The organism is Wolbachia endosymbiont (group A) of Chalcis sispes (assembly GCF_964026765.1).
Lineage (GTDB): Bacteria > Pseudomonadota > Alphaproteobacteria > Rickettsiales > Anaplasmataceae > Wolbachia > Wolbachia pipientis.
The window spans coordinates 139731-161106 of the sequence record NZ_OZ034697.1 but is presented as its reverse complement, the minus strand read 5'-3'; the positions used below and the strand labels follow the sequence as shown (position 1 = coordinate 161106).

Sequence of the window (21376 nt, the reverse complement as noted above, 5' to 3'; positions counted from 1 at the left end):
GAAAAATGTTATGGTTACAGACACTAAAGATCCTTTCAAAGACTATTTTGATTTTTTAGGATTTAGAAAACTTTCTGACCAGCCCAGTAGAATTTTGAGCTCTATAAGAAAGTATTCTGGTACTATATCGATAGCAAGTACCATTGCTGCTCTTATAGCATTTACTACCTTTTCTATTCAGCCTGTTATAGTAAGTATTGCTGGATTTGCGTTCACGCCAGCACCTCTTGCCTTTATTCCTCTTGCAGTTCTCTTATTTACTGCTGTTATAAACTTTATAAATACACAAAAAATAAAAGAGAATGAGATAGATAAAAAAGTAGGAAACTGTCAAGTTGATGAACAGTACAGCCAGATTGTTCAAGAAGCCGAAAAAATTGAAATTGTAACAAATTTAGATCGTAAGAGGAAAAAGCTTTTAATAGTTTTACCAATTTCTAAGACGCAGAGAGAAATACTAGAAGATATAAAAGCAGAAAATAGAAATAGGGTTTTCTTATTTACTGGATCATATGTATTTGGTGCTATTATAGTAGTTTCAGCAATATCACAATCCATTAATGCTCCAATAACATTAATATCTTTATTAGTCGTTGTTCTTGTATGCATCATATCAACACTTAGCAATCTAATAAGTAATAGCGTAGATCATGAAAATCATACTATTAGAAACCACAGTACTTTAGGTCTTCTACTTCCATACTGGTCTGGAAAGGTCATGGTTGTATCAGTAATAGAAAATAAGCTTGGTAAAAAGGAAAATGAACTAATATCTCTAATGAAAGAACTGCTTAGTCCGTTTTGCGACTCATTTGGCAGTAACCTTAAAAAAGCTTGCGATTTACTTGATAATAGTCTTTTAAAGCCTGCAAATATTGACATTAAAGAAACGCTTAATGATATAAGAGGTGATTTAAAAGTTTTACTCAATAATTTAGAAGAGATTATAGAGCAAGATGTAGATAAAGTGAAAAAGAACGCTAATACAGAGATAACTACGTGCTTGAAAGGCATTAGTAAAAGTATAGGTGAGTCATTGAAAGAGATACGTACTGAATTGAAAGAAAAACTTAACCAACTTCAGCCTTCAGGAATAGGAAATTATCTTGTTAAATTTGTGCCAACTACAAGCAACAGACAAGCTGGTAATACTGGAGATTCTCATGATCAAAATCACTCTTTGGAAAGTGATGATGAGGAGGAGGAGGAGGAGTTCTTTGATTGTTTTGCGCTTACTGAGGAAAATAAAAAAGAAATAATTCAAGAAGTACGTAAAATAATAAATGACGTGGTACGGAATAAGCTTGAGCCGATACAAGAACAGCTTGCAACGTTGCAAGCAAACGGCAGTCCTGATAGCGCTTTAGGATCTGAAGATGTAGATAATATTGACCAATTTCCATTAACATTAGAAGATACAGTAAAAGCACGACGTAAAACAGTAAGAAATTTGGAACTAGAAGAAGAAAACAATAGGCTGATAAAAAAAGAGCAGAAGTTAACACAAAGAAAACCTGAACAAGAAAAAACAGATGAATGGAAAGAAAAAATCAACGGCAAACCAAGTGACTTTCTATATTATTTATTAGAATCTATTAAGCTGGAAGAAAAAGATAATAAAGAAAAAAAGGTTGAGGCAACATTACGAGATTTTGATAATAAAGTTACAATCTACTGGAAAGATGGCTCTCAAACAATTTGCCATATTAAAAAACAAGGTGATCTGCAAATTGAGTCTAGTGCAACAATGTTTACAGACCCAAATGTTCAAGCAGCATGGGAAATGGCGCGGGGTAAATCACTATAGATCACTCAATAATAACCTTAAGTGTTAATAATGATAAAGAGAAATTAAGGTTAGACACCTATATAGCTGAAAAATGCAACATATCACGCAGTAAAGCTCAAAGATTGATACAAAATGAGCAGGTGAAATTACTTGGCACACCGATAATTAATAATGACTACATAGTAAAACCAGATGAAGAATATGTGGTGCATCTCGTTCAACCTGACATATCCACATCAATTGAGCCTAATTATGACATAAAACTTGATATCGTCTATGAAGATGAGGACATTATAGTTCTGAGTAAACAAAGTGGATTAACAGTGCACCCAGGTGCTGGGACAAACAATGATACGCTTTTGAACGCAGTTATCGCTTACCTTGATGTAAGACCAGGAATTGTTCATAGACTCGATAAAGATACCAGTGGGCTAATGGTAATTGCAAAAAATGAAGAAGCCCATGGTTTTTTGTCTGAATTGTTATCAAATCGTAAAATAAAGCGAGAATATTTAGCAGTAGTTTGGGGAGCATTATCTTCCCAGCAGGGAACTATAGAAACTAACATTGCTCCAAAGCGTGGTAATAAAGAAATGATGTGTGTTACAAAAACAACCGGGAAATTAGCAATCACTCACTATTTGGTGCAGAAAATTATAGGACAAGTAAGCTTAGTCAAATGTGTTCTAGAGACAGGCAGAACACACCAAATTCGAGTCCACATGAGCCACATAGGACATTCTATAGTTGGTGATCAAGTTTATGGGAAAAATAGTAGTAAAAGCACAAAATATGCTAAAAACTCTAGTTTTATTCGTAATTTCAATAGACAAGCACTACATGCTTATACACTGGGCTTATATCACCCCAAAAGTAAGGGATACATGGAATTTGTCTCTGATTTACCGCAAGATATAAAAACTTTAATTGGTGAGTTTGACAACATATCTTAATAACATTCGTATTAACCTGTCAATATTATCATCCATGTTATCAGGAAGTTAATTAATGAAAGAAAAACTGCTGCACTACCTAGATCTTTCACCTTTTTTGAAAGTATGTGTTGTTCACTGGAAATACGCTCAATTGTCGTTTCAAAAGCAGTGTTAACAATTTCCACAATTAACACCAGGAATAGACTGCTTATCATTACTGCACGTTCTAGATTACTTACATCCAAAACAAACAAAATTGAGACACATACTATAAAAAGCAGTAACTCCTGTCTGAACGCAATTTCTGATATAAAAGCTGATTTTATTCCTTCATAAGAGTATTGAATTGCTTTTATTAGACGAATAATGCCCTTCTTCATTATTATTCACAAAACCCTTTAATCAAAATTTTAACTCATTTGGATTTGCTACACCCTATAGCATTTTTATCATTTGTTCACCCTATTGGTTTTGAAATTAAGATTTACCGCAACTACAATAAGTACTCTTATCATCACATTTTGGTGTTAAGTCAGGATAGAACGTGAGTATAGCATCATTCTTTCTTAGAACCTGTTTAAAATCTTCGTAATAGGAGAGAAATGAAGGAAAGGACAATCATTTGCAAGCTGGTATTGAGTTTACGTTCGCAATTTTTCCATAGCCGTCTACACTTTTCTAACCAAGCAAAAGAACGCTCAACAACCCATCTCTTTGGCAATACAACAAAAGAATGTAATTCACTGCGCTTTATTACCTCAACAGTTGCACCAATAATATCTTTTATTTGGGTTGCAAAAATTTTTCCTGTGTAGCCTGCATCAACCAATATATTTTTGACTTCAGAAAGGGTATCTTTAGCATTTTCAACCATTCTTACAGCGCTACTACGATCAGTTACTTCTGCTGTTGTTACATAAATTGCATGTGGTAGACCTTGAGTATCAACTGCAATATGACGCTTTATGCCTGAAATCTTTTTACCTGCATCATAGCCCTTTTTTTCAGCAGTATCTGTGTTTTTAACACTTTGAGCATCAATTATACAGAAGCTAGTTTTCTCTTTCCGACCATTGTTGATACGGATCTCTCCAACCAATTTTTTTTAAAACTAATTCCAACAAACTTGGTTCTTCTCCATTCTTTTTATTCCACATTTGAAAATAGTAATATACGCTTTCCCACCTTGGAAAATCTTTTGGCAACATTCTCCACTGGCAACCACTTTTTAGGACGTATAACACTGTACGAAATACATCATACAAATCAAGTTTTCTTGGTCTCGTTTTCTTCCTGCTACTCTCTAGTATTGGTCTGATTTTTTCAAATTGCTCTCGACTTATATCACTTGGATAATTTTTACGCATAGATATACCTCATTCTTAATCTACCACTATTTTACCTCATCTCTCCGAGATTTTAAACAGGTTCTTACAAACACTGATTGATAATCGTCATCTTCCATTTCATATAGACACATTCCATCTTTTCCTAATTCCTTAAACGCCTTAGTTGCAGAAATTATCGGCATGAAGGTTATATGCGTATCCATTTGGGCATTTAACTTTCACTTCCCCATCCTTACCTAAATATTTCATTCCAAATGTATAAACTGGCGGCTTAATATCTGATTTATTGCATAGGATTCCAAATTGCACCTGCCCATTTATCTTCTTGAGCTTCAACATATCTACCTACAAAATGCATACCACCTAGTTTATCGTTTGGCTCACCACAAAAAATATGTCCAAACCCTATAGTTTCTTTTTCACTTCCACTATTTGTAAACCAAATGTTAGCCAGTTCATCTTTAAGTAACTCCAAATCCGCATCTGGCGTAATCACTTATATATTCCTTTCACTACTTCTTGATGCTGCGGACAACTAAGTAAAATTTTGAAATCTTCTTTATCTGGATGTGCTCCCCAATCTCCACAAACTTTCAACACTCCTCTATCGAAGTCAGTTAATTCTGAAACGGTGGCTGGTTGTGAACTGAAAAATGGTTCAAAATTGACTTCAACATTTTCTTCTACATAGCCGGTGTGAAAATAATGATCCTTAATATAAAAAATAAATCCTATTATTGGTATTATTAAACACAAAATTAGTTTAACTGTCTTCGACATAATCACGTTCACAAAAAAGCTAGCCTATAAGAAATAATTTAAAAAAGTTTTAATCTAATCGTTTTTGCAGAGCAGCAACTCCCGGCATTTCATCGCCACTTAACCAATCTAAAAATGCTCCTCCACCAGTGGAAACATATGTAAAATCCTTATCGGTAAGGCCTGCAGCGCTTATTGCAGATAGACTATCACCTCCCCCTATTATGCTGGTTAACTTTCCTTTGTGCGTTAAGTCACTTACGATTTTCATTACCCCTATTGTACCGCTTGCAAAAGCTGAATGTTCAAAAACACCAATAGGTCCATTCCACAGCAGAGTCTTACTGCTTGCTATTATACTGCTTATTGTACTCAAAGTTTGTGATCCGATATCCAAAATTATATCACCGTCCAAAATGGACTCAGTTTTTCTTGAAATACTAGTGCTGTAATCAGAGTTTACTGCAACCAGAACGTCTTCTGGCACAACTATTTTGCAATTGTTTTTATTTGCTGTTTCAACAATATTATGTAGAAGGTCGTCAACACCATTTTGAAAGAAAGATTTCCCTATATTTACTTTGCTAAATGACAAAAAATTGTTGGCTATTGCACCACCTAGAACTAGGTAATCAACCTTTTCTGTTAGCTTCATAAGCACTTTTATTTTAGTTGATATTTTAGCTCCCCCAACTATCGCAGTAATAGGTTTAGCTTTAAACGATACAGCTTTTTCAAGATACTTTAGCTCATCTTGCAAGCAAAATCCTGCATAGGAAGGTAAAAACTCTGTAATGCGTGAAATAGAAGCGTGAGCTCTGTGAGAGCAAGAAAATGCATCATTTACATATATATCCGCCAGAGATGCTAATTGTCTGGCAAAGTTTGCATCATTCTCCTTTTCCCCTTCATAAAATCTTAGATTCTCCAGTAATATTATATCTCCTGCATCCATAGCACTCACTGCTTTTTGCACTTTTTCACCAACGCAATCATCAATGAATTTCACTTTTTTATTTAGTAACTGTGATAAAATGTCAATTATATTTTTTAGTGACAGATTATCGTCTCTAGCCTTTGGGCGTCCGAAATGCGATATAATAATAATCTTTGCACTCGCATTCACTAAATACTGAATAGTAGGCAATGCTCTCAAAATACGAGTGACGTCACGAATTTCTCCATCTTTTATAGGAACATTGAAGTCAACTCTGAGTAAGACGGTTTTATTGTGAAGATCACAATTTTCTATACTAGGTATATTCATTACAAAATTGAAGCTATAAAGTCACTATACAGCAGTTTGATCTAAAGTAAAGTTTTAAGCTTACGAACGTTTAAGGAAATTTGCATGCCAAACGCTTGACACTGGAACCTTATCGTCATGCCGCTGCGAACCGTCATACCGCTGCGGCGCTAACAAGAGATCCCGCTAACAAGTAGCGGGATGACGAGCTTATCGTCATGCCACCGCGAACCGTCATACCGCGATTCATTCGCGGTATCTCTAGATCCCGCTAACAAGCAGCGGGATGACGAGCTTATCGTCATGCCACCGCGAACCGTCATACCGCGATTCATTCGCGGTATCTCTAGATCCCGCTAACACGTAGCGGGATAACGATTATCGTTTAGTCATAAATATTTAAGAAATTTACCAAATAAAAAAAAGGCAAAAGAAGCCCCGTGGTTGGCTAATTACTTACATTATACTTTCAAGTATGGCGTTTTTTTATTCTAAACGCTTAATAACCGCGATTTAGCTGCTTTTTAATGCAACTAACCTTTAGTCATAAATGTTTAAGAAATTTACTAAACAGAAAAAAAGGCAAAAGAAACCCTAGGGTAGCTAATTATTCACTATCCATTTTTTAAGTTGGCGTTTTTTGATGTTTTAAATGCTTTATAAGCGTATTTCAGCTTGTATAGGTAAAAACCTAGAAATTTGATAAAGACATAGAGTGCACATAGTGCAAAAAATTAAACATGAGACGCCAGATACGTTGAGTTTTTTTGTCATTTAATCTGTACAGAGAAGATAAATAAATAGCTTCAGTTTCATGATAAGGGGGCTGGCGAAGGGTGTCAAGTAAGTTTTGCATTTGATCCGTTCTATGACTTAGATGCCAGTGCCTGCTACTTGACTCTCGGCTGGGTCGAATTTGTATAGCTACATTGTCGGTAAATCTAAATTGCTTTAATAATTTTGATTGAAAAATAGTTTTTCTATTATATAAATGCTACTTTAGGGTAATTAAAATGGAAGACGATAAATATAGCCTAGGTTTAAGGGTTATCCATTGGTTGATGGCTATTTTTATTATCGGTATGCTTTGCTCTGGACTTTATATGAAAAGCCTGCCACTTAGCAATGAAATTAAGTTCAACATATACGCTATTCATAAGGCTTGCGGTATCACTATTCTTGGATTAATCATAGTACGCATATTTTTTCGCGTCTTTACTTATGTTCCACCACTTCCAGCAAATTTTTCTCGGTTTGTAATCAATATAAGTAAAGCAGTACACTTTGGTTTATATTCTTTAATGGTGCTAATGCCACTATCTGGCTATGTCATGTCTTCTGCTTCTGGCAAACAGATCAAATATTTTTTTCATATCCCTTTGTTGATTAATCAAAACAAAGATCTAGCTAACACGGCTAACGAGCTACATTCGATGCTTGCATATTTTATGGTACTCTTTATAATCTTACATATACTTGGCGCTTTGAAGCACACATTTATAGATAAGCAAAACATTTTTAAACGTATGATATAGGTTATATGTTAAGTAGCCTCTGGAAAAAAGGAACAGATTTTCTTGGCAGTGAGTTTGCGATAATGGGTGGTGCTATGAGCTGGGTTTCAGAGAGAAACTTGGTCTCAGCAATCTCAAACGCTGGTGGTTTTGGTGTGATTGCATGTGGTGCAATGTTCCCAGACTTACTGGAAAAAGAAATCATAGAGACACAAAAATTAACTAACAAGCCATTTGGTGTAAACCTAATTACTATGCACCCAAAGTTGAGTGAGTTGATAGATGTGTGTATTGAAACGAAAGTGAGCCATATAGTGCTTGCCGGTGGACTGCCAACAAAGCCTAATATAGAAAAAATCAAGGGTGCAGGTATTGAAGTTATGTGCTTTGCACCAGCATTAAGCCTTGCGAAAAGGTTAGTGAAAATGGGAGTAGATGCGTTAATAATAGAAGGAATGGAAGCAGGTGGACATATAGGTCCAGTGAGCACTTCTGTTCTTGCACAAGAGATATTGCCTCATTTTAAAAATGAACAAATACCAGTGTTTGTTGCAGGTGGAATAGGCAGAGGCGAAGTGATAGTTAATTACTTAGAAATGGGAGCAAGTGGCTGTCAAATAGGCACATTATTTGTCTGCACTAATGAGTCAATTGCCCACAAAAATTTTAAGGAAGTGTTTATTAAATCAGCCGCACGTAATGCAATACCTTCTGTACAGATAAGTGCTGATTTTCCTGTAATTCCAGTAAGAGCTATAGCCAACAAAGCAAGCGATGATTTCATGAAGCGTCAAAAAGAAGTTATTGATGAATACCAAAAGGGACAGATCTCAAAAGAAGATGGGCAGCTTGAAATAGAAAAGTTCTGGGCTGGAGCTTTAAGAAGAGCAGTAATTGATGGAGATGTTGAAACAGGATCTTTAATGGCCGGTCAAAGTGTTGGCATGGTTGATAGGGAAAAGCCTGTAAAAGAAGTAGTGGATATGTTAGTTCAACAGGCAAACAATCATATTGAACGCAAATCTGTAGAAGTAGAAAGCCCAGAAAGCAAATAGTTAAGCGACCTTCCAATAAGCAAGTTGCCGCAATTATTTATAATGTGGCATAATTGCCCAGTTTTAATGTAAAATTAACGCTAAAGAGGTATCTATACATTTTGTTATGTATGGAGGAGTCTATGCTAAGTTCTAAAAAAGATATTAACCAACAATTGCACGACACTATATACAAAAAGGTAACAAAAGAAAATCATAAATATGGAAGCCCACAAAAGGGAGATGGAACTATCAAAAAATGCATAGAGTTGTTCAAGGAAGGAGCTAGTCCTGAGGTATTAACTGAATTAGAAAAATCGCTGAGAGAACAATTAGAAAAATCACCAGAAAAACAAGAGGAATATCAAAAACATTATAAGTATTATATCGAAAACTTTCTTCCTGCATTGAAAGATGAAGTAATAAAATCAGAAGAACTAGCTGTACCTACAGTATTTAACAATGAAAGAGAACAATCACAAAGACCACAAACAATAAGAGGAAAAATAGTAAAAACAATTTTGGATATTACTAACAGGAGCAGCAGTGTAAGCTCAATACCAAATGCTGTTGAAGAAAATATTGAAGATCAAATGCAGCTAAAACATATTGAAGAGCAAAACAACACACAAGAAACACCCTTGAATGTAGCTGAGAAAAAAAGTGGTGATAATAAAATACTTAGTAATTCAGATGTTGCAGAGGAAGTGTTTGAAAAATATAGCAAGGTTGTGAAAGAAATAGAGGAGAAGAAAACTTCTAAACTCAGTAGTGGCAATGACTCAGATAGTGGAATAGACTCACCTAGAACGAGTAAAGAAAGTTTGAAATCACCAGTAAGTAGCAGAAGGAGCAGTTTAACTTTAGTAACAAGCACTTCATCTGAGGAAAGTTTAAACTCAACATTGAGCTCTGTTGAAGGAGATAATGGCTTACAACCAGAGGGTGGAGAAAAAACTGAGTTATTAGAATCAAATTTGGAATCCCCAAAAGAAAACGAGACTCAAGTGCAGCCAGAGCAGACTGTAAAAAAAGAGCCAAAAATGCAAGAAAATGAAAACTCAGATGGTCAAGCAAATCCAGATCAAGTTAAGAAAGATATCCTACTTAAAAACCAACCCAATAACAGAAATCTTCACGTTGCACTTGTAGCAGGTTGTGCTCTCTCCACAATAGGGTGCATTGTTGCAGGAGCAATGACATCAGGATTGATAGGAGCAGGACTACTTGCTATGGTTGCAGTGCTTGCTATAGCAGCAGTAGCTGAATTGCATTCAAACTTCCTATCAAGTAAATTAACATCCATTAATGTGAGTCCTCTTGTTGATGATAAGAGCTTACAGCATGTTCGCAGCGGTAAAAATTAAATATGTGTTACTTGTAGTGGATAAGTGAATTCAGTTCTTGCCTATTGATATAAAAGTTGTTATATTTGAGGAATGTTTAAAAGGTGTTTAGTTGATGCGCATTCAATTGAATAAAGTTTTGGTTTTTATAGCCTTATTAAGTTTCATTTTTGCATCATATTCTAGCGAAGCAAGTTCGGCGAGTGATGAATTAAAGGGTATACAAGAAACGGTAAAAAATTTTATTTCTTCATTTTCAGTTAAAGATACTGTAGAAAATATGAGTCCTTCAACAATCATAGGGTTGTGTATAGCTGCAGTGATACTTGCAGTAGTGTTGAGAGGTCTAATCTTTTTTATGATAATGTTTGGTGTACTGGTCCTGATGTTCGGTAGTACAGAAAAGGCAACAGACTACTTAAAAGAAAAATTTAACTTTGCAAAAGATATAAAATTACAATCCGATAGCGAAAAAAAAGATAAAAATTAAGATAGTATTTTTATCTTTTTTAATTATCTTTATTGAATACGCATATGCAGTTAAAAGTACCAACAGTTAACTCTAAGCTTAAAAAAAAGAACAACTTAGCATTACTAGAAAGCATTGATTTAGATTTTGTTCCTTATGCTTGTCATTACGATGAAGAAACCATACTAACAAAACAGGGAGAATTGTTAAAAATAATCAAGTTAGAAGATTATTCTTCTGTTGATAACTACAGCGACCTCAGAACTGAAATTAGAAAAAGCATATCAAAAAATATTAATAGCCTGTATTTTACCGTTTGGATTCATACCGTTAGAAAGCGCAATAAACTGAGCTTGAAATGGAATAAAACTGAAGACTTCTCTGACAACCTACATTCAACGTGGTTTAATAAACTAACTGATAGTAAATTACAGTATATAAATGAACTATACATTGTAATATTGTTTAGCGATTTTGGCAAGCATACTAATAATTCGTTTTTTTTCAATAGAATAAAGAATAAGCATAAGTTGTCTTTACAAGAAAGCCATCAGGAGTTGCAAAAGATAACTGACGTAATTCAAAATGATTTAGGACCTTTTGGAGCTAAAAAACTGAGTCTAAGGTTTAGTGAAGGTAAAATATATTCTGAAATGATAGAATTTCTCCACTATATTGTTACATTAACGCACAAAGATTATCCAATACATGAAAGGGACCTGTCGCAATATATTAGAAATTTTAAAATAGCTTTTGGTTTCAATACGTTTCAAACAATATTTGAAAATCAACAGAAATTTGGCTCTATTTTCAGCATAAAAGAATACCGGGAAATCTCTTTAGGTAATATAGATAGATGCTTGCAGCTTGAATCTGAATTTATCATTACAGAAATAATGATATTTACTAGTAATAACAAAGCAATAAAAGAATTTAAAAAACAAATCAACATGCTGCAAATTAGTGAGGATAATACCTTACTTAAAAGCTCAGGAATTGAAGAAATAATAGAGCTTGAAAGGACCTCTAGTATAGACTTCTGCCAACAGAAAATTATTTTTACAATATTTGCAGATGATAGGAATAAGTTAGCTGAAAGTATTAGTGATTTATCTTCTATAATGTCATTAGTTGGCTTCATGATGTTTAGAACTGATTTACATATGGAAAGTCATTTTTGGGCACAACTTCCAGGCAATTTTGCTTTTATTACGCAACCGAAAAATATCTTAACAAAATACGCTTGCAGCTTTGCTATGCTGCACGATTTTACGTCAGGTACATTAAAAGGAAGAAGGTGGAAAGAAGCGGTAATGATTTTTTTCTCAAAAAAAGGAAATCCTTACTTCTTTAATTTTCATGGAAAAAGAAATAATGGCCATACTACGATACTCGGAGCTCCAAATTCAGGCAGAACTTCACTCATTAATTTTCTATTATCAGAATCAAGAAAGTTTAACCCAAGAATTGTCATATTGGATAACACTGGAAAATCAATAATTTTTACTAAAGCAGTGAGTGGTAAATATTACATAATCGATCCAAAATATAAGGACAAAAGCCTAAAATTTAATCCACTAAACATTGAAGATAGTGCTTCCAATCGCAATATGTTGGTTGAACTGATCAGAAGAATGGTAGCCGATACGAGCTTGGTGGACGTAGAAGAAAAGATAAGAAAAATTGTGGATTCTATATTTGCTATACCCAAGGAATCACGTTCTATTTCACAAATTTCTGAGGTGCTCTTGCTCCTTGGGGGTAAGATAAGTAGATGGTGTGACGATGGTGACTTTGCTTACTTATTTCAAGATGGTAATGAATCAGATATTGACTGGGAAACAAAAATTATATCTCTCAACACCGCAAACCTTACAAAACAAAAGGAATGTATGTCCGTGATACTTTACTATTTTTTATATTCTTTTGAGGCAAAATGTGATGGCTCGCCTGCAATACTTGTTTTGGATGAAGCATGGGAGATAAGTAATATTTTTCCTACAGAGAAAGAGTTTGATAACTGGATGCAAAGAATGACGGAACTAAATGTTGTAGTAATCCTAAGTACTGAAAATTTAAATCTCGCATTTGCTAGCAAATTTACTCAATATTTAGATAAACATGTTGATACAAGAATCTTGATGCCGAACGTCAATGCAAATAGATTATACATGAAAGCATTTTCTTTATCAAAAGAGGAGCTGAATATAATTCTGCAGACGCCAACGCAGGAAGGTTTATTTTTGATAAAACAGTATAAAGGATTAGTAACTTTAAATTTAGATTTAAAGAATATGCAAGAAATACATGTACTTTCAGCTAACAAAGAGACGATAAAGTATATGTACGAGGCAATAAAGGAAAAAGGAGAAGAAGTTAATGAGTGGTTACCGGTATTTTATGAGAAGTGTAAGGCTTAATTTCTTATTGATATTTTTTTTGATACTTGGTCTTTCGTATCAAGGATATGCTGATTGTCCAACATTTGTAGAAAGTAATACTTGGTGGGAAGCAATATTTGGTGGAGATTGGGTAAAGGAAATTAAGGTGCAAGCAATAAAAGATCAAGGAGTTGATGGTTACTTTAATCCCAAAATTAGAGTATGTGCTTATGATGGACAAAGTTATTGTTATGACTTACAAAGTGGGGAATCCTGCCGCCAGATATATGGAACGCAAGGTACAGGAGCTGGAGTTTCTGCTGCAGCTTTTATTGATTGGGAAGGGGATAAAACAAAAGCTGGAGGAGAAATTGCTCGGGGTCTTAAATGGGAATGGGCAGACGGTGTTACTGATGAGGAAAAAAGAAGATTCGCTAACTCTCCTAAAATATGTGCTTGCAGTCAAAAAGGGGCTTGTATGTCAGGAATTTCTTCATGGGGTTCTAGAGTATTTTCGGGTGAGAATATTTTTCGTCCTGGGGAGATGGAAAAAGTCTGTGATACCTGCTACCAAACGGCAGTAAAATGTGCTCCCGTGCCACTTGCACCTAGCCCCCCTCCATTTTGTGAACAACTTGCAATGTCGCTTCCACAAGTTAGAATTGTTCCTATAACAGATAAAGACAATGATTACTTTAATCCTAAGGTTAAGGTAATCATTGGTGATCTGAAAGGAAGAGACGGAGAGATTGGAGAAAAATTAGATTTCCCTAAAGGGTATGGAGAAAATAAAGCTGAGTGGCGCTCTATTTTAGACAAAGATGGCATCACGTACTACTTCAAAACTTATAGAGAAAAAGATAAGCTCTGCGCTGAATACCTTGGAACTCAAAGTATAGATGAAAACAATCCACAGTTCATCCGCTGTTTTCCTGCACCACCTGCTCCAGAACCTGAGATAGTGGAGATAGTAAATGCAAATACATTGAAAGTAGAAATGAAGATGAGTGAGAGCACTTGTGCTAAAGCACATGGAACCTATAGTAATGGTTCCTGTACTTTTAATGTTAATACTGACCTCAACCATCCTATAAACATTGGCCCCCTATCTTTAAAAGTAGTAAAACCAGCAATAGTAGCAAAAACAACTGATAGTAATATTGATAATATTATAGAAGGTATATTAGAAAGTAATCCGCAACAATTTAAAGTTCTGAAAGAATATGGCTATGTTCCTGATGTGCAAATTAAATGTTCTAAAGGCGGAAGTTTTTATAGTTTTAATGATTTTGAGAAAAAGTTAAAAGGCAAATCTATTCAATGTGAATTTAATAACTCTGGGCAGCCGGAAATAGAAGTAAAGTATAAAGGAAATTCTAACAGTAAAATGCTTTGTCTTTCTGGATGGCAGCCAGAACCAGAGGAGTTTGTTCTTAAAAGAGAAAATAAAATAATACCACTAAAATTAATGGGAACAAGATATACTAAATACAATGCTGTTTACTCCAAGGAATCAAATCAGTTCTATTATCTTCCAAGCAAGGAAAATAAAAGAGCCGATCTCTTAAACAGAGATCAGAGTGAGTTAGATAAAATAATATTCAATAAACAAGGGTATGTTTTCTTCCCTGATGAAAATGAGCAGAAGAAGGGAGAATGCAGTTACTGTGTAAAAAGAAATGATGAGATAGACGATACATTTAAATCTAGTAAAGGACTGAAAGTAGTATACAAATTGACGGATGTAGAGCATAGAGAAAAATGTAATCAAGGTGATGATGGTTGTATCTGCTTTACTGGAACATGCAGCCGTTCAACACGATATGTAGACAAAGAAAACACTCAACCTTTTTATACAAAGATTTCACAAAATACAAATGGCGTTGTCACACAACAAGAAGCACCAATTAAAGCAAACAGAACGGAGGTCTTTTACGCTGATAAATTGTGTAGGTTCGATTTAGAAGGTCTCAAAAAGAAATTAAAAGAAAAATTAAAAGAGATAATCAAGGAACATCTGAAAAATAAGAAACCAGATCTTGAAAAAAATAATGAAAAATCCTATGATCATAAAAATAAAGATGTTTATACAGATGACTTATCAATAAAATTTGATCGTATTAAAATAGAAGCGTGGGGAAGTGGTGAAGCAGGTCATATACAAGGTAGTGGCTGTGACAATCAAAAATGCCATTCTACTGAAAGCAGAGTAGGGATGCCAGGAGATTATATTAAAGCTAAACTGAAAATTGATCCTAATTATCCTATAATTAAGGTGCAAGTCACAGAGGGAGGGGGTAACCAGGAAAGTAACCTCTCAGATAAGGACGGGGGACCTGTTTTCATAGAAATGTGCAATTCGCAGAAGCAACATTGCCAGCAACTGATTACTGTTGCAGGTGGAGGTGAGTATAGAACATACGGTGGTAAGGGTTATGAGGAAACAGTAATTCATAAGCAAGATTTAAAGCTAGAGGAGAAAATTGTAAAGGCAGATAAACTGAAGTCTACACAAGACAATCAAATAGCATATATAGAAAATGGTGAAATCAAGTATGAAACAGTAGAGTGTGGAAGTGGTTTGAGAAGCAGTAGATCTGGTGCAGGTGGCTGCATTAATAAAAGCAAAGGAATTTATGGTAAAGGCTCTCCAGGGTATGTGAAGATTAGACCTATTATAAAGGAATTTGACGAAGAAGAAATAAATGCTGCTATTAAAAAAGTAATAGAGGATCTATACGATCTTGAAACTATGACTGATTTTTGGGTAGGGGATCTTAACGTGAATATAAGTGGGATAATTAAAGAGGAAGTCAAAAAAGAATTATCAAGGTAAAAAGATATAGCTCTGGAAATGATGCTCTTGTTTTAATAATTAATTAAAGTAAAGCATGTAGTAAATGGTGTAATTGCTGTATCTTAACAAAAAGGTATAACGAATGTAAGAGGAGGGTGCTTTATGTCTCTAAAGAATAAAATTTCTGAGTTAATAGAACAACAATTTAGCATTAAATACCATGACAATTATTTGGCTTACACTATACATAATTGGGCTGCAAGCGAAATATCTGATTCTATTACTTTTTGCATAATTGGTTGTGGAAATTGCAAGATTGGATATCAAGATGTTGCAAAGTCATTCAACATAACAAAAGAAGAAATTGACCAAGGTAATATTGCAAGCATAGAAAGTAAAATAAAAAGTGAAGCTGAAAAATCAGGTAGCGAGTTTTCTGAGTTGATTTCTAGAGTGGATCAATCGCTAAGAGAACAAAGTGAAAAGTCTATTGTACAAATTTTAGATTCATCCGCTGAGGAGATGTTAAGGAGTTTCTGTGATAGCCCTGTACAGTCTCCAGAGCCTCAAGAACCCTCTGCTTCATCTGAAGAGCATGCTACAGAAGGCCCAGAAACTAGTGTTAATTCAGATCTTTTATCAACCTAATCAACCCCATATATATGTTTTTTTTGTACCCATGCTTTGCGTTTTGGGGTGGAAAGAAAGCACCATTCTTCGTTGCATTTTTCTATCTTCATCACAACAAACTTGTCTATTTTCATAGTAATCTTGCTGTCTACACTCTGTTTTTGATATCCATAAGTATCTTCTTTTACAATCGCGTAGCGCTTATCACTAAGAAGATTGCCTTTTATCCATCCGCAGTCTTCATCTATATCGCAGACCTTTTTCCAACTCTCAAACTCTTCTATCACTTTCAGGGGCAGATTTTTGCAAGTGTATATCCATTTTACAGGATAGTGAAACCCTGGCCCCGTTCTCATGTTGATCTTATTTGATTTGGTTGAAACAAAGTTGTTAGCAAACAAGCTATGGCTAAATAATAAAAACAATAGGATAATAGTACTGAACCAAGATCCCAGTGTCACGCACTGGGATAACGTGAGGGATAGTGTAACAGACTTATTCATCATAATTCACGATTAGGTTGACATAAGATAAAGAGTAAATTAAAAATTGAATAGATCTTTAAATGCAAAATCAATGCCTATAGAAATATTAATGCCTGCTCTTTCACCGACAATGAGCAAAACTGGAGGAAAAATTGTAAAGTGGCATAAAAAAGAACAAGACAAAGTTGAAGTAGGCGACGTAATTGCTGAGATAGAGACTGATAAAGCCATAATGGAGTTTGAATCTATAGATGAAGGAGTTTTAGCAAAAATTTTAGTAACAGAAGGAACAAGTGGCGTGTCTGTAAATCAACCAATAGCTTTAATGCTGGAAGAAGGAGAAGATGAAAGTGCACTTAACAACTATACTTCAACTTCCATCAATAGTGCAGTTAAAAAGGAAGTGACAAAAAGTGCTGTTGATAATCAAAAATCAGAACACCAAGATTTAAACGGAAAGCCAATAAGTCATTCTTCGGTGTCATTCCAGCGCGTGACGCTGGAATCCAACCCCTCAATGTCATCCCAGTGCTTGACACTGGGATCTAGAAAAGAAGAATGGATCCCAGTGTCAGCTACTCAGATGACAGAGGGTTATGCAGAAGGTAGAACAAAAATAAGCCCATTAGCTAAGAAAATAGCTCAAAATGAAGGGGTTAATGTGCAGCAATTAAAAGGTACAGGACCATATGGTCGCATAATTAAGGCTGATGTGTTGGAGTTTTTAGGCAGTGGTATACATACTGAAAGTCCTGAGAAAGATACCATAGTTGAAGTAAGCAACATGCGCCAAGTGATAGCACAGCGCCTGACTGAATCAAAACAGAATGTTCCACATTTTTATTTAACTGTAGATTGCCAGGTTGATAAGTTAATATCGTTAAAAAACGAGATTAACTTAGCAGATGAAAACAATAAAGTAACAATTAATGATCTAATCATAAAAGCTGCAGCTTTCAGCATGAAAAAATTTCCTGATATAAATTCTTCGTGGATAGATAATAAAATACTGAGATATTCAAATATAGATATTTCAATCGCTGTGGCACTTGAAGATGGGCTAATTACTCCTATAGTAAAAAATGCTGATAAAAAGGGTATTTTATCTATATCAAAAGAAGTGAAAGATTTAGTAAGCAGAGCAAGATCTGGAAAATTGAAACCTGAAGAGTTTCAAGGAGGAGGGTTTACTATCTCCAACTTAGGGATGTTTGGTATAAAAGCCTTCAGTGCTATAATCAATCCGCCGCAATCTTGCATTATGGCAGTTGGTGCATCTAAAAAACAACCAATTGTTATGAATGAGAAAATAGAAATAGCAGAAATAATGACAGTAACGCTCTCTGTTGACCATAGAGCAGTTGATGGGGCACTCGGAGCAAAGTTTTTAAATGCCTTTAAGCATTATATAGAGAATCCTCTGGTGATGCTTATTGAAACTGCGGTAATCTATTAGCATTGTTATTACAAAATTAATACCTCTAAGTTTATACTTTTATTAGTTAATAGGTTTAGAGGTAAAAAAATGAATACTACAGTAGAAAAAAATAATCCAAAAATTTTTCCTCAAAATGAAGGAAAGATTAACTCAAAAGGCATGGTTGCCCCACCTGTTCCTCCGAAATCTTCCCAAGCTAAATTTACTGGAATAAAAGCAATTTTTGAGCGAAATGTACCTCATTCTCAAGCAAATGATAGTAATAAAACAGTGAGTAGCAATCTTGGAAGAACATTTGGCCCAACAATGCAAAAACTCATGGAAGACAACATTCATAGCACTCCTAACAAACAACGCCGCAATTCAGGGGATAGTGGTATCAGTGATATTAGTAGCAGCACTTCTGATGATGAGGATAGAACAATAAAAGATAAAATGATGGAAAATGTTAAGCAGGATAACCATCAAAAAAGCTTTGATTTACATAAAGTACAAGCAACTGATGAATTAGAAACCGTAAAATTTCTCAAAACGCTAAGCAAGAAAGAAAGAGAAAAACTTGGTTTTTCTCCTAAACAGCAAAATAACCAAAAGGTTGAGACTAGCAAAAAAACTTATAATCCACTTGATTGGAATCCAATCTATCAAGGTAAAAAGCTCTTTAGCTTAGGCAATATGTCGAGTAATTCGTCTTCATGTAGTGAAAAAAGCAATATTTCAGATGTAAGCGGTAAGTCTAATAATTCAAACATTGTCAGATGTAATATTACTAGGAGTAACAGTAAGGAAGACCTTCGTAAACCTGATGCTTCACATAATGACAAATTTGCAGGTAAAAAATTATCTAATGTCAATGTAAGCGAATTAATCAGAAAGTTTGAACAAGGTAATGACATAGTAAAAGGGCGTTAATCAAATGTTACCCTATCTTTGTATATGTAAAGGTAGGGTATCTTTTCAAAATAGTATATCCTTTATAGCTTTGTTAATTTTTGACTCCCTCTCTGCAAAAGCAGTTTCTAGAGAGGTTTTAAGTTTTTCCCATTCTTCTTGACCATTTAGAACTAAAGATTTATATTCATTTTCAATTTTTTCCAATGCTCTTTGATATGAAAAACCTAATTCCTCATATATATCAATATTTATCGATTGCAGTATTACCAAAAATGAAAACAAATTCGGATCAGGTAATTCTTCTCTTGTGTGATTCAGAAGACACAGCTTTATTTTTTTTACGCAGTATTCTATTGTTTTTAACGATAGTGACAGGCTTTCTGCATAAAATATAAAACTATCTACAATCAAATTTTTTGACTTTTTCGGTAATTTAATATTTTCAAATAGTTCTTTTGTAAATTTTTCTATCGGTTGTTTTGGCAAATGTAAAGAGAGATCAGTAAAAGATTTTAGGTCAAAATTTGGTCCAAGTATTGTGCTGATTGCTCTTTGTACATTACTCTTATCTTTACTTACAGAAATAATGAAAACCAGCCCCTCCACATCAAGCATATACTTTATAGATTCCAAAAAATCGACAACGAATTTAGGACGGCACACATCAAGATTATCCACCATTATATAAATGTTTTTGTCTTTTCTGATTTTATTAACCACATCCGCTAACTGTGTTTTAAAATCTCTAGTACTCTCTTTTCTTCTTTGGAGAAGACTTAATTCACTCAAGACAAAACCTATGTCTTTTTTATCAGCCTCTTTTGCAGCATCAAGAAATACTGAAAGCATAGCAAGTGGAGATTTACTGATCAGCTTTCCTAGTGTGTTTAGAGAAAATAGCTCTTGGTTTATGTTCTTGAACTGTTGTATAACGCTTCTTTTTACTTCATACGATGCAAATAAATCTTCAAATAGAAAATTTAAAAAAGAAGGAAGTGGTTGGTCCAATGCATTGATATCCCATGCACTATAATAAGCTACAATTTCATTTTGCTGTTTTAACTCTTTTACCCATTCTTTCAAAAAAAACGTCTTGCCCCATCCATCATATCCTTCTAAAGATATTATTGTAAAAGACTGATCAATTGTTTTAATTATAGTGTTGAATTTACCTGAAAATTGCTTATAGTTTAGGCGGTCATTTTCCCAAGCCACCACTTTAAGTGGTGGCACTATTTTTTTCTTTTTGAATGTTATTAGCGATATAAGTTTTTTTAAGCACATGTCTTATTTTATATTTAACTCATATTCTTGTCTTGAAGTAAGTGCTATCCTCAGCGTTCCTTCGTCAAGATAGTCAATTTCTCCGCCCATTGGTATGCCGCAAGCAAGGCGTGATATTTTCACATCCAAATTTTTTAGCAATTCAATTATATATTGTGCAGTAACTTGGCCCTCTAATGTCGGATTAATTGCGATAATTATCTCTTCAATTTTAGACTCTGTCACTTTTTTCAGAATAGTGTCAAGGTTGAGTTCTTTTGGACCTATGCCATTTATTGCAGACAATCTGCCACCCAAAACATGGTATAAACCTGAATATATATTTCCTTTTTCAAACGCCCATAGATCACCTAATTCTTCTACTACACACAGTAACTTAGTGTCACGTTTTGGGTTAGTACAAATAGAACAAGGTGACTTAGTATCTAGATTTCCGCAAACTTCACACTCTATTATAAGATCTGCTAGCTCTTTAATCAAAGATGCAAGTGGTAGCATAACTTTTTCTTTGTTTTGGAGTAAATGTATAACTAACCTGCGTGATGATGATGGCCCTAAACTTGGCAATTTAGAGAAAGCATGAACTAGATTTTTTATGTTAATGTTCATCCAATAAATTCAGAATAGGTAGTCAAATGGTAACATCAAACCCTTTGTAAAGAAAGTGGTAAGTTTCTCTTGATCCACTTTGATTAGCTATAGAAAAAATTTTTTACTCTAACGCAAAAAATTACTTCCGCACACTTAAAGCCTGATTATAATAGACTTCTTGCATAACCCAAACTAAGTAGAAAAAGGTATCATCCGAGTAGCTCTCCTTTGTCATCCCAGTGCCCAGACACTGGGATCCAGGAATTTTATTAAGTTTGTAAGCATAAAAGTATAGCTAACGTGAGCTCTACGTCATACTGCCGCGAACCGTCATCCCGCGATTCATTCGCGGTATCTCTTAGCCGCTAACACGTAGCGGGATGACGGTTGTCAGGCTAGCTGTCATCCCAGTGCCCAGACACTGGGATCCAGAAA

General features: G+C 34.6%; 20 protein-coding genes. 11 read left to right on the top strand and 9 right to left on the bottom strand.

All coding sequences use genetic code 11. The features are described from left to right. Positions 1–10 precede the first annotated feature (10 nt). Positions 11–1807 carry a hypothetical protein gene (locus AAGD72_RS00800; protein ID WP_341814889.1) on the top strand — a complete coding sequence of 599 codons (1797 nt, stop codon included), beginning with the start codon at positions 11–13 and terminating at the stop codon, positions 1805–1807. After that, positions 1798–2742 carry an RluA family pseudouridine synthase gene (locus AAGD72_RS00795; RefSeq protein ID WP_341815102.1) on the top strand — a complete coding sequence of 315 codons (945 nt, stop codon included), beginning with the start codon at positions 1798–1800 and terminating at the stop codon, positions 2740–2742. Before AAGD72_RS00800 ends, AAGD72_RS00795 begins: the two co-directional genes overlap by 10 nt. Before the next feature lie 11 nt (positions 2743–2753). On the opposite strand, the gene AAGD72_RS00790 is transcribed toward AAGD72_RS00795, so the two are convergent. The 6 genes from AAGD72_RS00790 to AAGD72_RS00765 all read right to left on the bottom strand — a co-directional run bounded on the left by AAGD72_RS00790 (position 2754) and on the right by AAGD72_RS00765 (position 6099). After that, entirely contained in the window at positions 2754–3104 is a 351-nt protein-coding gene (locus AAGD72_RS00790) for a diacylglycerol kinase (protein WP_341814888.1), read from the bottom strand. A gap of 197 nt (positions 3105–3301) precedes the next feature. Beyond that, a protein-coding gene (locus tag AAGD72_RS00785) for an IS5 family transposase (protein WP_341814578.1) occupies positions 3302–4091 on the bottom strand; the annotation gives its coding sequence in 2 pieces (ribosomal slippage) (positions 3302–3829 and positions 3831–4091; 789 coding nt in all). 26 nt (positions 4092–4117) lie between these two features. Beyond that, positions 4118–4276: a hypothetical protein gene (locus AAGD72_RS00780; RefSeq protein WP_341814887.1), complete on the bottom strand. Its 159-nt coding sequence runs from the start codon at positions 4274–4276 to the stop codon at positions 4118–4120. 80 nt (positions 4277–4356) lie between these two features. Continuing rightward, positions 4357–4569: an EndoU domain-containing protein gene (locus AAGD72_RS00775; RefSeq protein WP_007550068.1), complete on the bottom strand. Its 213-nt coding sequence runs from the start codon at positions 4567–4569 to the stop codon at positions 4357–4359. After that, positions 4566–4853 (bottom strand): hypothetical protein, encoded by a 288-nt coding sequence (locus tag AAGD72_RS00770; protein ID WP_012673373.1) that lies wholly within the window; start codon positions 4851–4853, stop codon positions 4566–4568. The genes AAGD72_RS00775 and AAGD72_RS00770 overlap by 4 nt, the downstream gene beginning before the upstream one ends. Positions 4854–4902: 49 nt before the next feature. Continuing rightward, a complete protein-coding gene (locus AAGD72_RS00765) occupies positions 4903–6099 on the bottom strand; it encodes a phosphoglycerate kinase (RefSeq protein WP_341814886.1) in 1197 nt (398 codons plus the stop codon). Between the two features lie 992 nt (positions 6100–7091). Between AAGD72_RS00765 and AAGD72_RS00760 the strand changes: the two genes are divergently transcribed. The 7 genes from AAGD72_RS00760 (at position 7092) to AAGD72_RS00730 (ending at position 16267) form a co-directional block, all read left to right on the top strand. Next, positions 7092–7613, top strand: coding sequence for a cytochrome b (locus tag AAGD72_RS00760; RefSeq protein WP_065094760.1), 522 nt, complete (start codon positions 7092–7094; stop codon positions 7611–7613). A 5-nt stretch (positions 7614–7618) separates the two neighbouring features. Beyond that, positions 7619–8647: a nitronate monooxygenase gene (locus AAGD72_RS00755; protein ID WP_341814885.1), complete on the top strand. Its 1029-nt coding sequence runs from the start codon at positions 7619–7621 to the stop codon at positions 8645–8647. Positions 8648–8769: 122 nt separating this feature from the next. Continuing rightward, positions 8770–9993 carry a hypothetical protein gene (locus AAGD72_RS00750; RefSeq protein ID WP_264329821.1) on the top strand — a complete coding sequence of 408 codons (1224 nt, stop codon included), beginning with the start codon at positions 8770–8772 and terminating at the stop codon, positions 9991–9993. A 94-nt stretch (positions 9994–10087) separates the two neighbouring features. Next, the gene (locus AAGD72_RS00745) at positions 10088–10462 is read left to right on the top strand and encodes a hypothetical protein (protein WP_274978971.1); all 375 of its coding nucleotides are present in this window, start codon (positions 10088–10090) and stop codon (positions 10460–10462) included. A 44-nt stretch (positions 10463–10506) separates the two neighbouring features. Further along, positions 10507–12861: a type VI secretion protein gene (locus AAGD72_RS00740; protein WP_341814884.1), complete on the top strand. Its 2355-nt coding sequence runs from the start codon at positions 10507–10509 to the stop codon at positions 12859–12861. After that, positions 12842–15658, top strand: coding sequence for a hypothetical protein (locus AAGD72_RS00735; protein WP_341814883.1), 2817 nt, complete (start codon positions 12842–12844; stop codon positions 15656–15658). Before AAGD72_RS00740 ends, AAGD72_RS00735 begins: the two co-directional genes overlap by 20 nt. Positions 15659–15781: 123 nt before the next feature. Continuing rightward, on the top strand, positions 15782–16267 hold the full coding sequence (locus AAGD72_RS00730; protein WP_265024126.1) for a hypothetical protein: 486 nt from the start codon (positions 15782–15784) through the stop codon (positions 16265–16267). Here the strand turns inward: AAGD72_RS00730 and AAGD72_RS00725 are convergent. Continuing rightward, positions 16264–16755 (bottom strand): SH3 domain-containing protein, encoded by a 492-nt coding sequence (locus AAGD72_RS00725; protein ID WP_007551030.1) that lies wholly within the window; start codon positions 16753–16755, stop codon positions 16264–16266. The genes AAGD72_RS00730 and AAGD72_RS00725 overlap by 4 nt on opposite strands. Positions 16756–16825: 70 nt before the next feature. Between AAGD72_RS00725 and AAGD72_RS00720 the strand changes: the two genes are divergently transcribed. Further along, entirely contained in the window at positions 16826–18190 is a 1365-nt protein-coding gene (locus AAGD72_RS00720; protein WP_341814882.1) for a pyruvate dehydrogenase complex dihydrolipoamide acetyltransferase, read from the top strand. 69 nt (positions 18191–18259) lie between these two features. Continuing rightward, complete coding sequence (locus tag AAGD72_RS00715; RefSeq protein WP_151807644.1) at positions 18260–19084, top strand: hypothetical protein; 825 nt, start codon at positions 18260–18262, stop codon at positions 19082–19084. 45 nt (positions 19085–19129) lie between these two features. On the opposite strand, the gene AAGD72_RS00710 is transcribed toward AAGD72_RS00715, so the two are convergent. Both AAGD72_RS00710 and recR read right to left on the bottom strand, forming a co-directional pair. After that, a complete protein-coding gene (locus AAGD72_RS00710) occupies positions 19130–20350 on the bottom strand; it encodes a KAP family NTPase (protein ID WP_264719054.1) in 1221 nt (406 codons plus the stop codon). A gap of 3 nt (positions 20351–20353) precedes the next feature. Beyond that, on the bottom strand, positions 20354–20959 hold the full coding sequence (gene recR, locus AAGD72_RS00705) for a recombination mediator RecR (RefSeq protein ID WP_006280217.1): 606 nt from the start codon (positions 20957–20959) through the stop codon (positions 20354–20356). Positions 20960–21376: the final 417 nt, after the last annotated feature.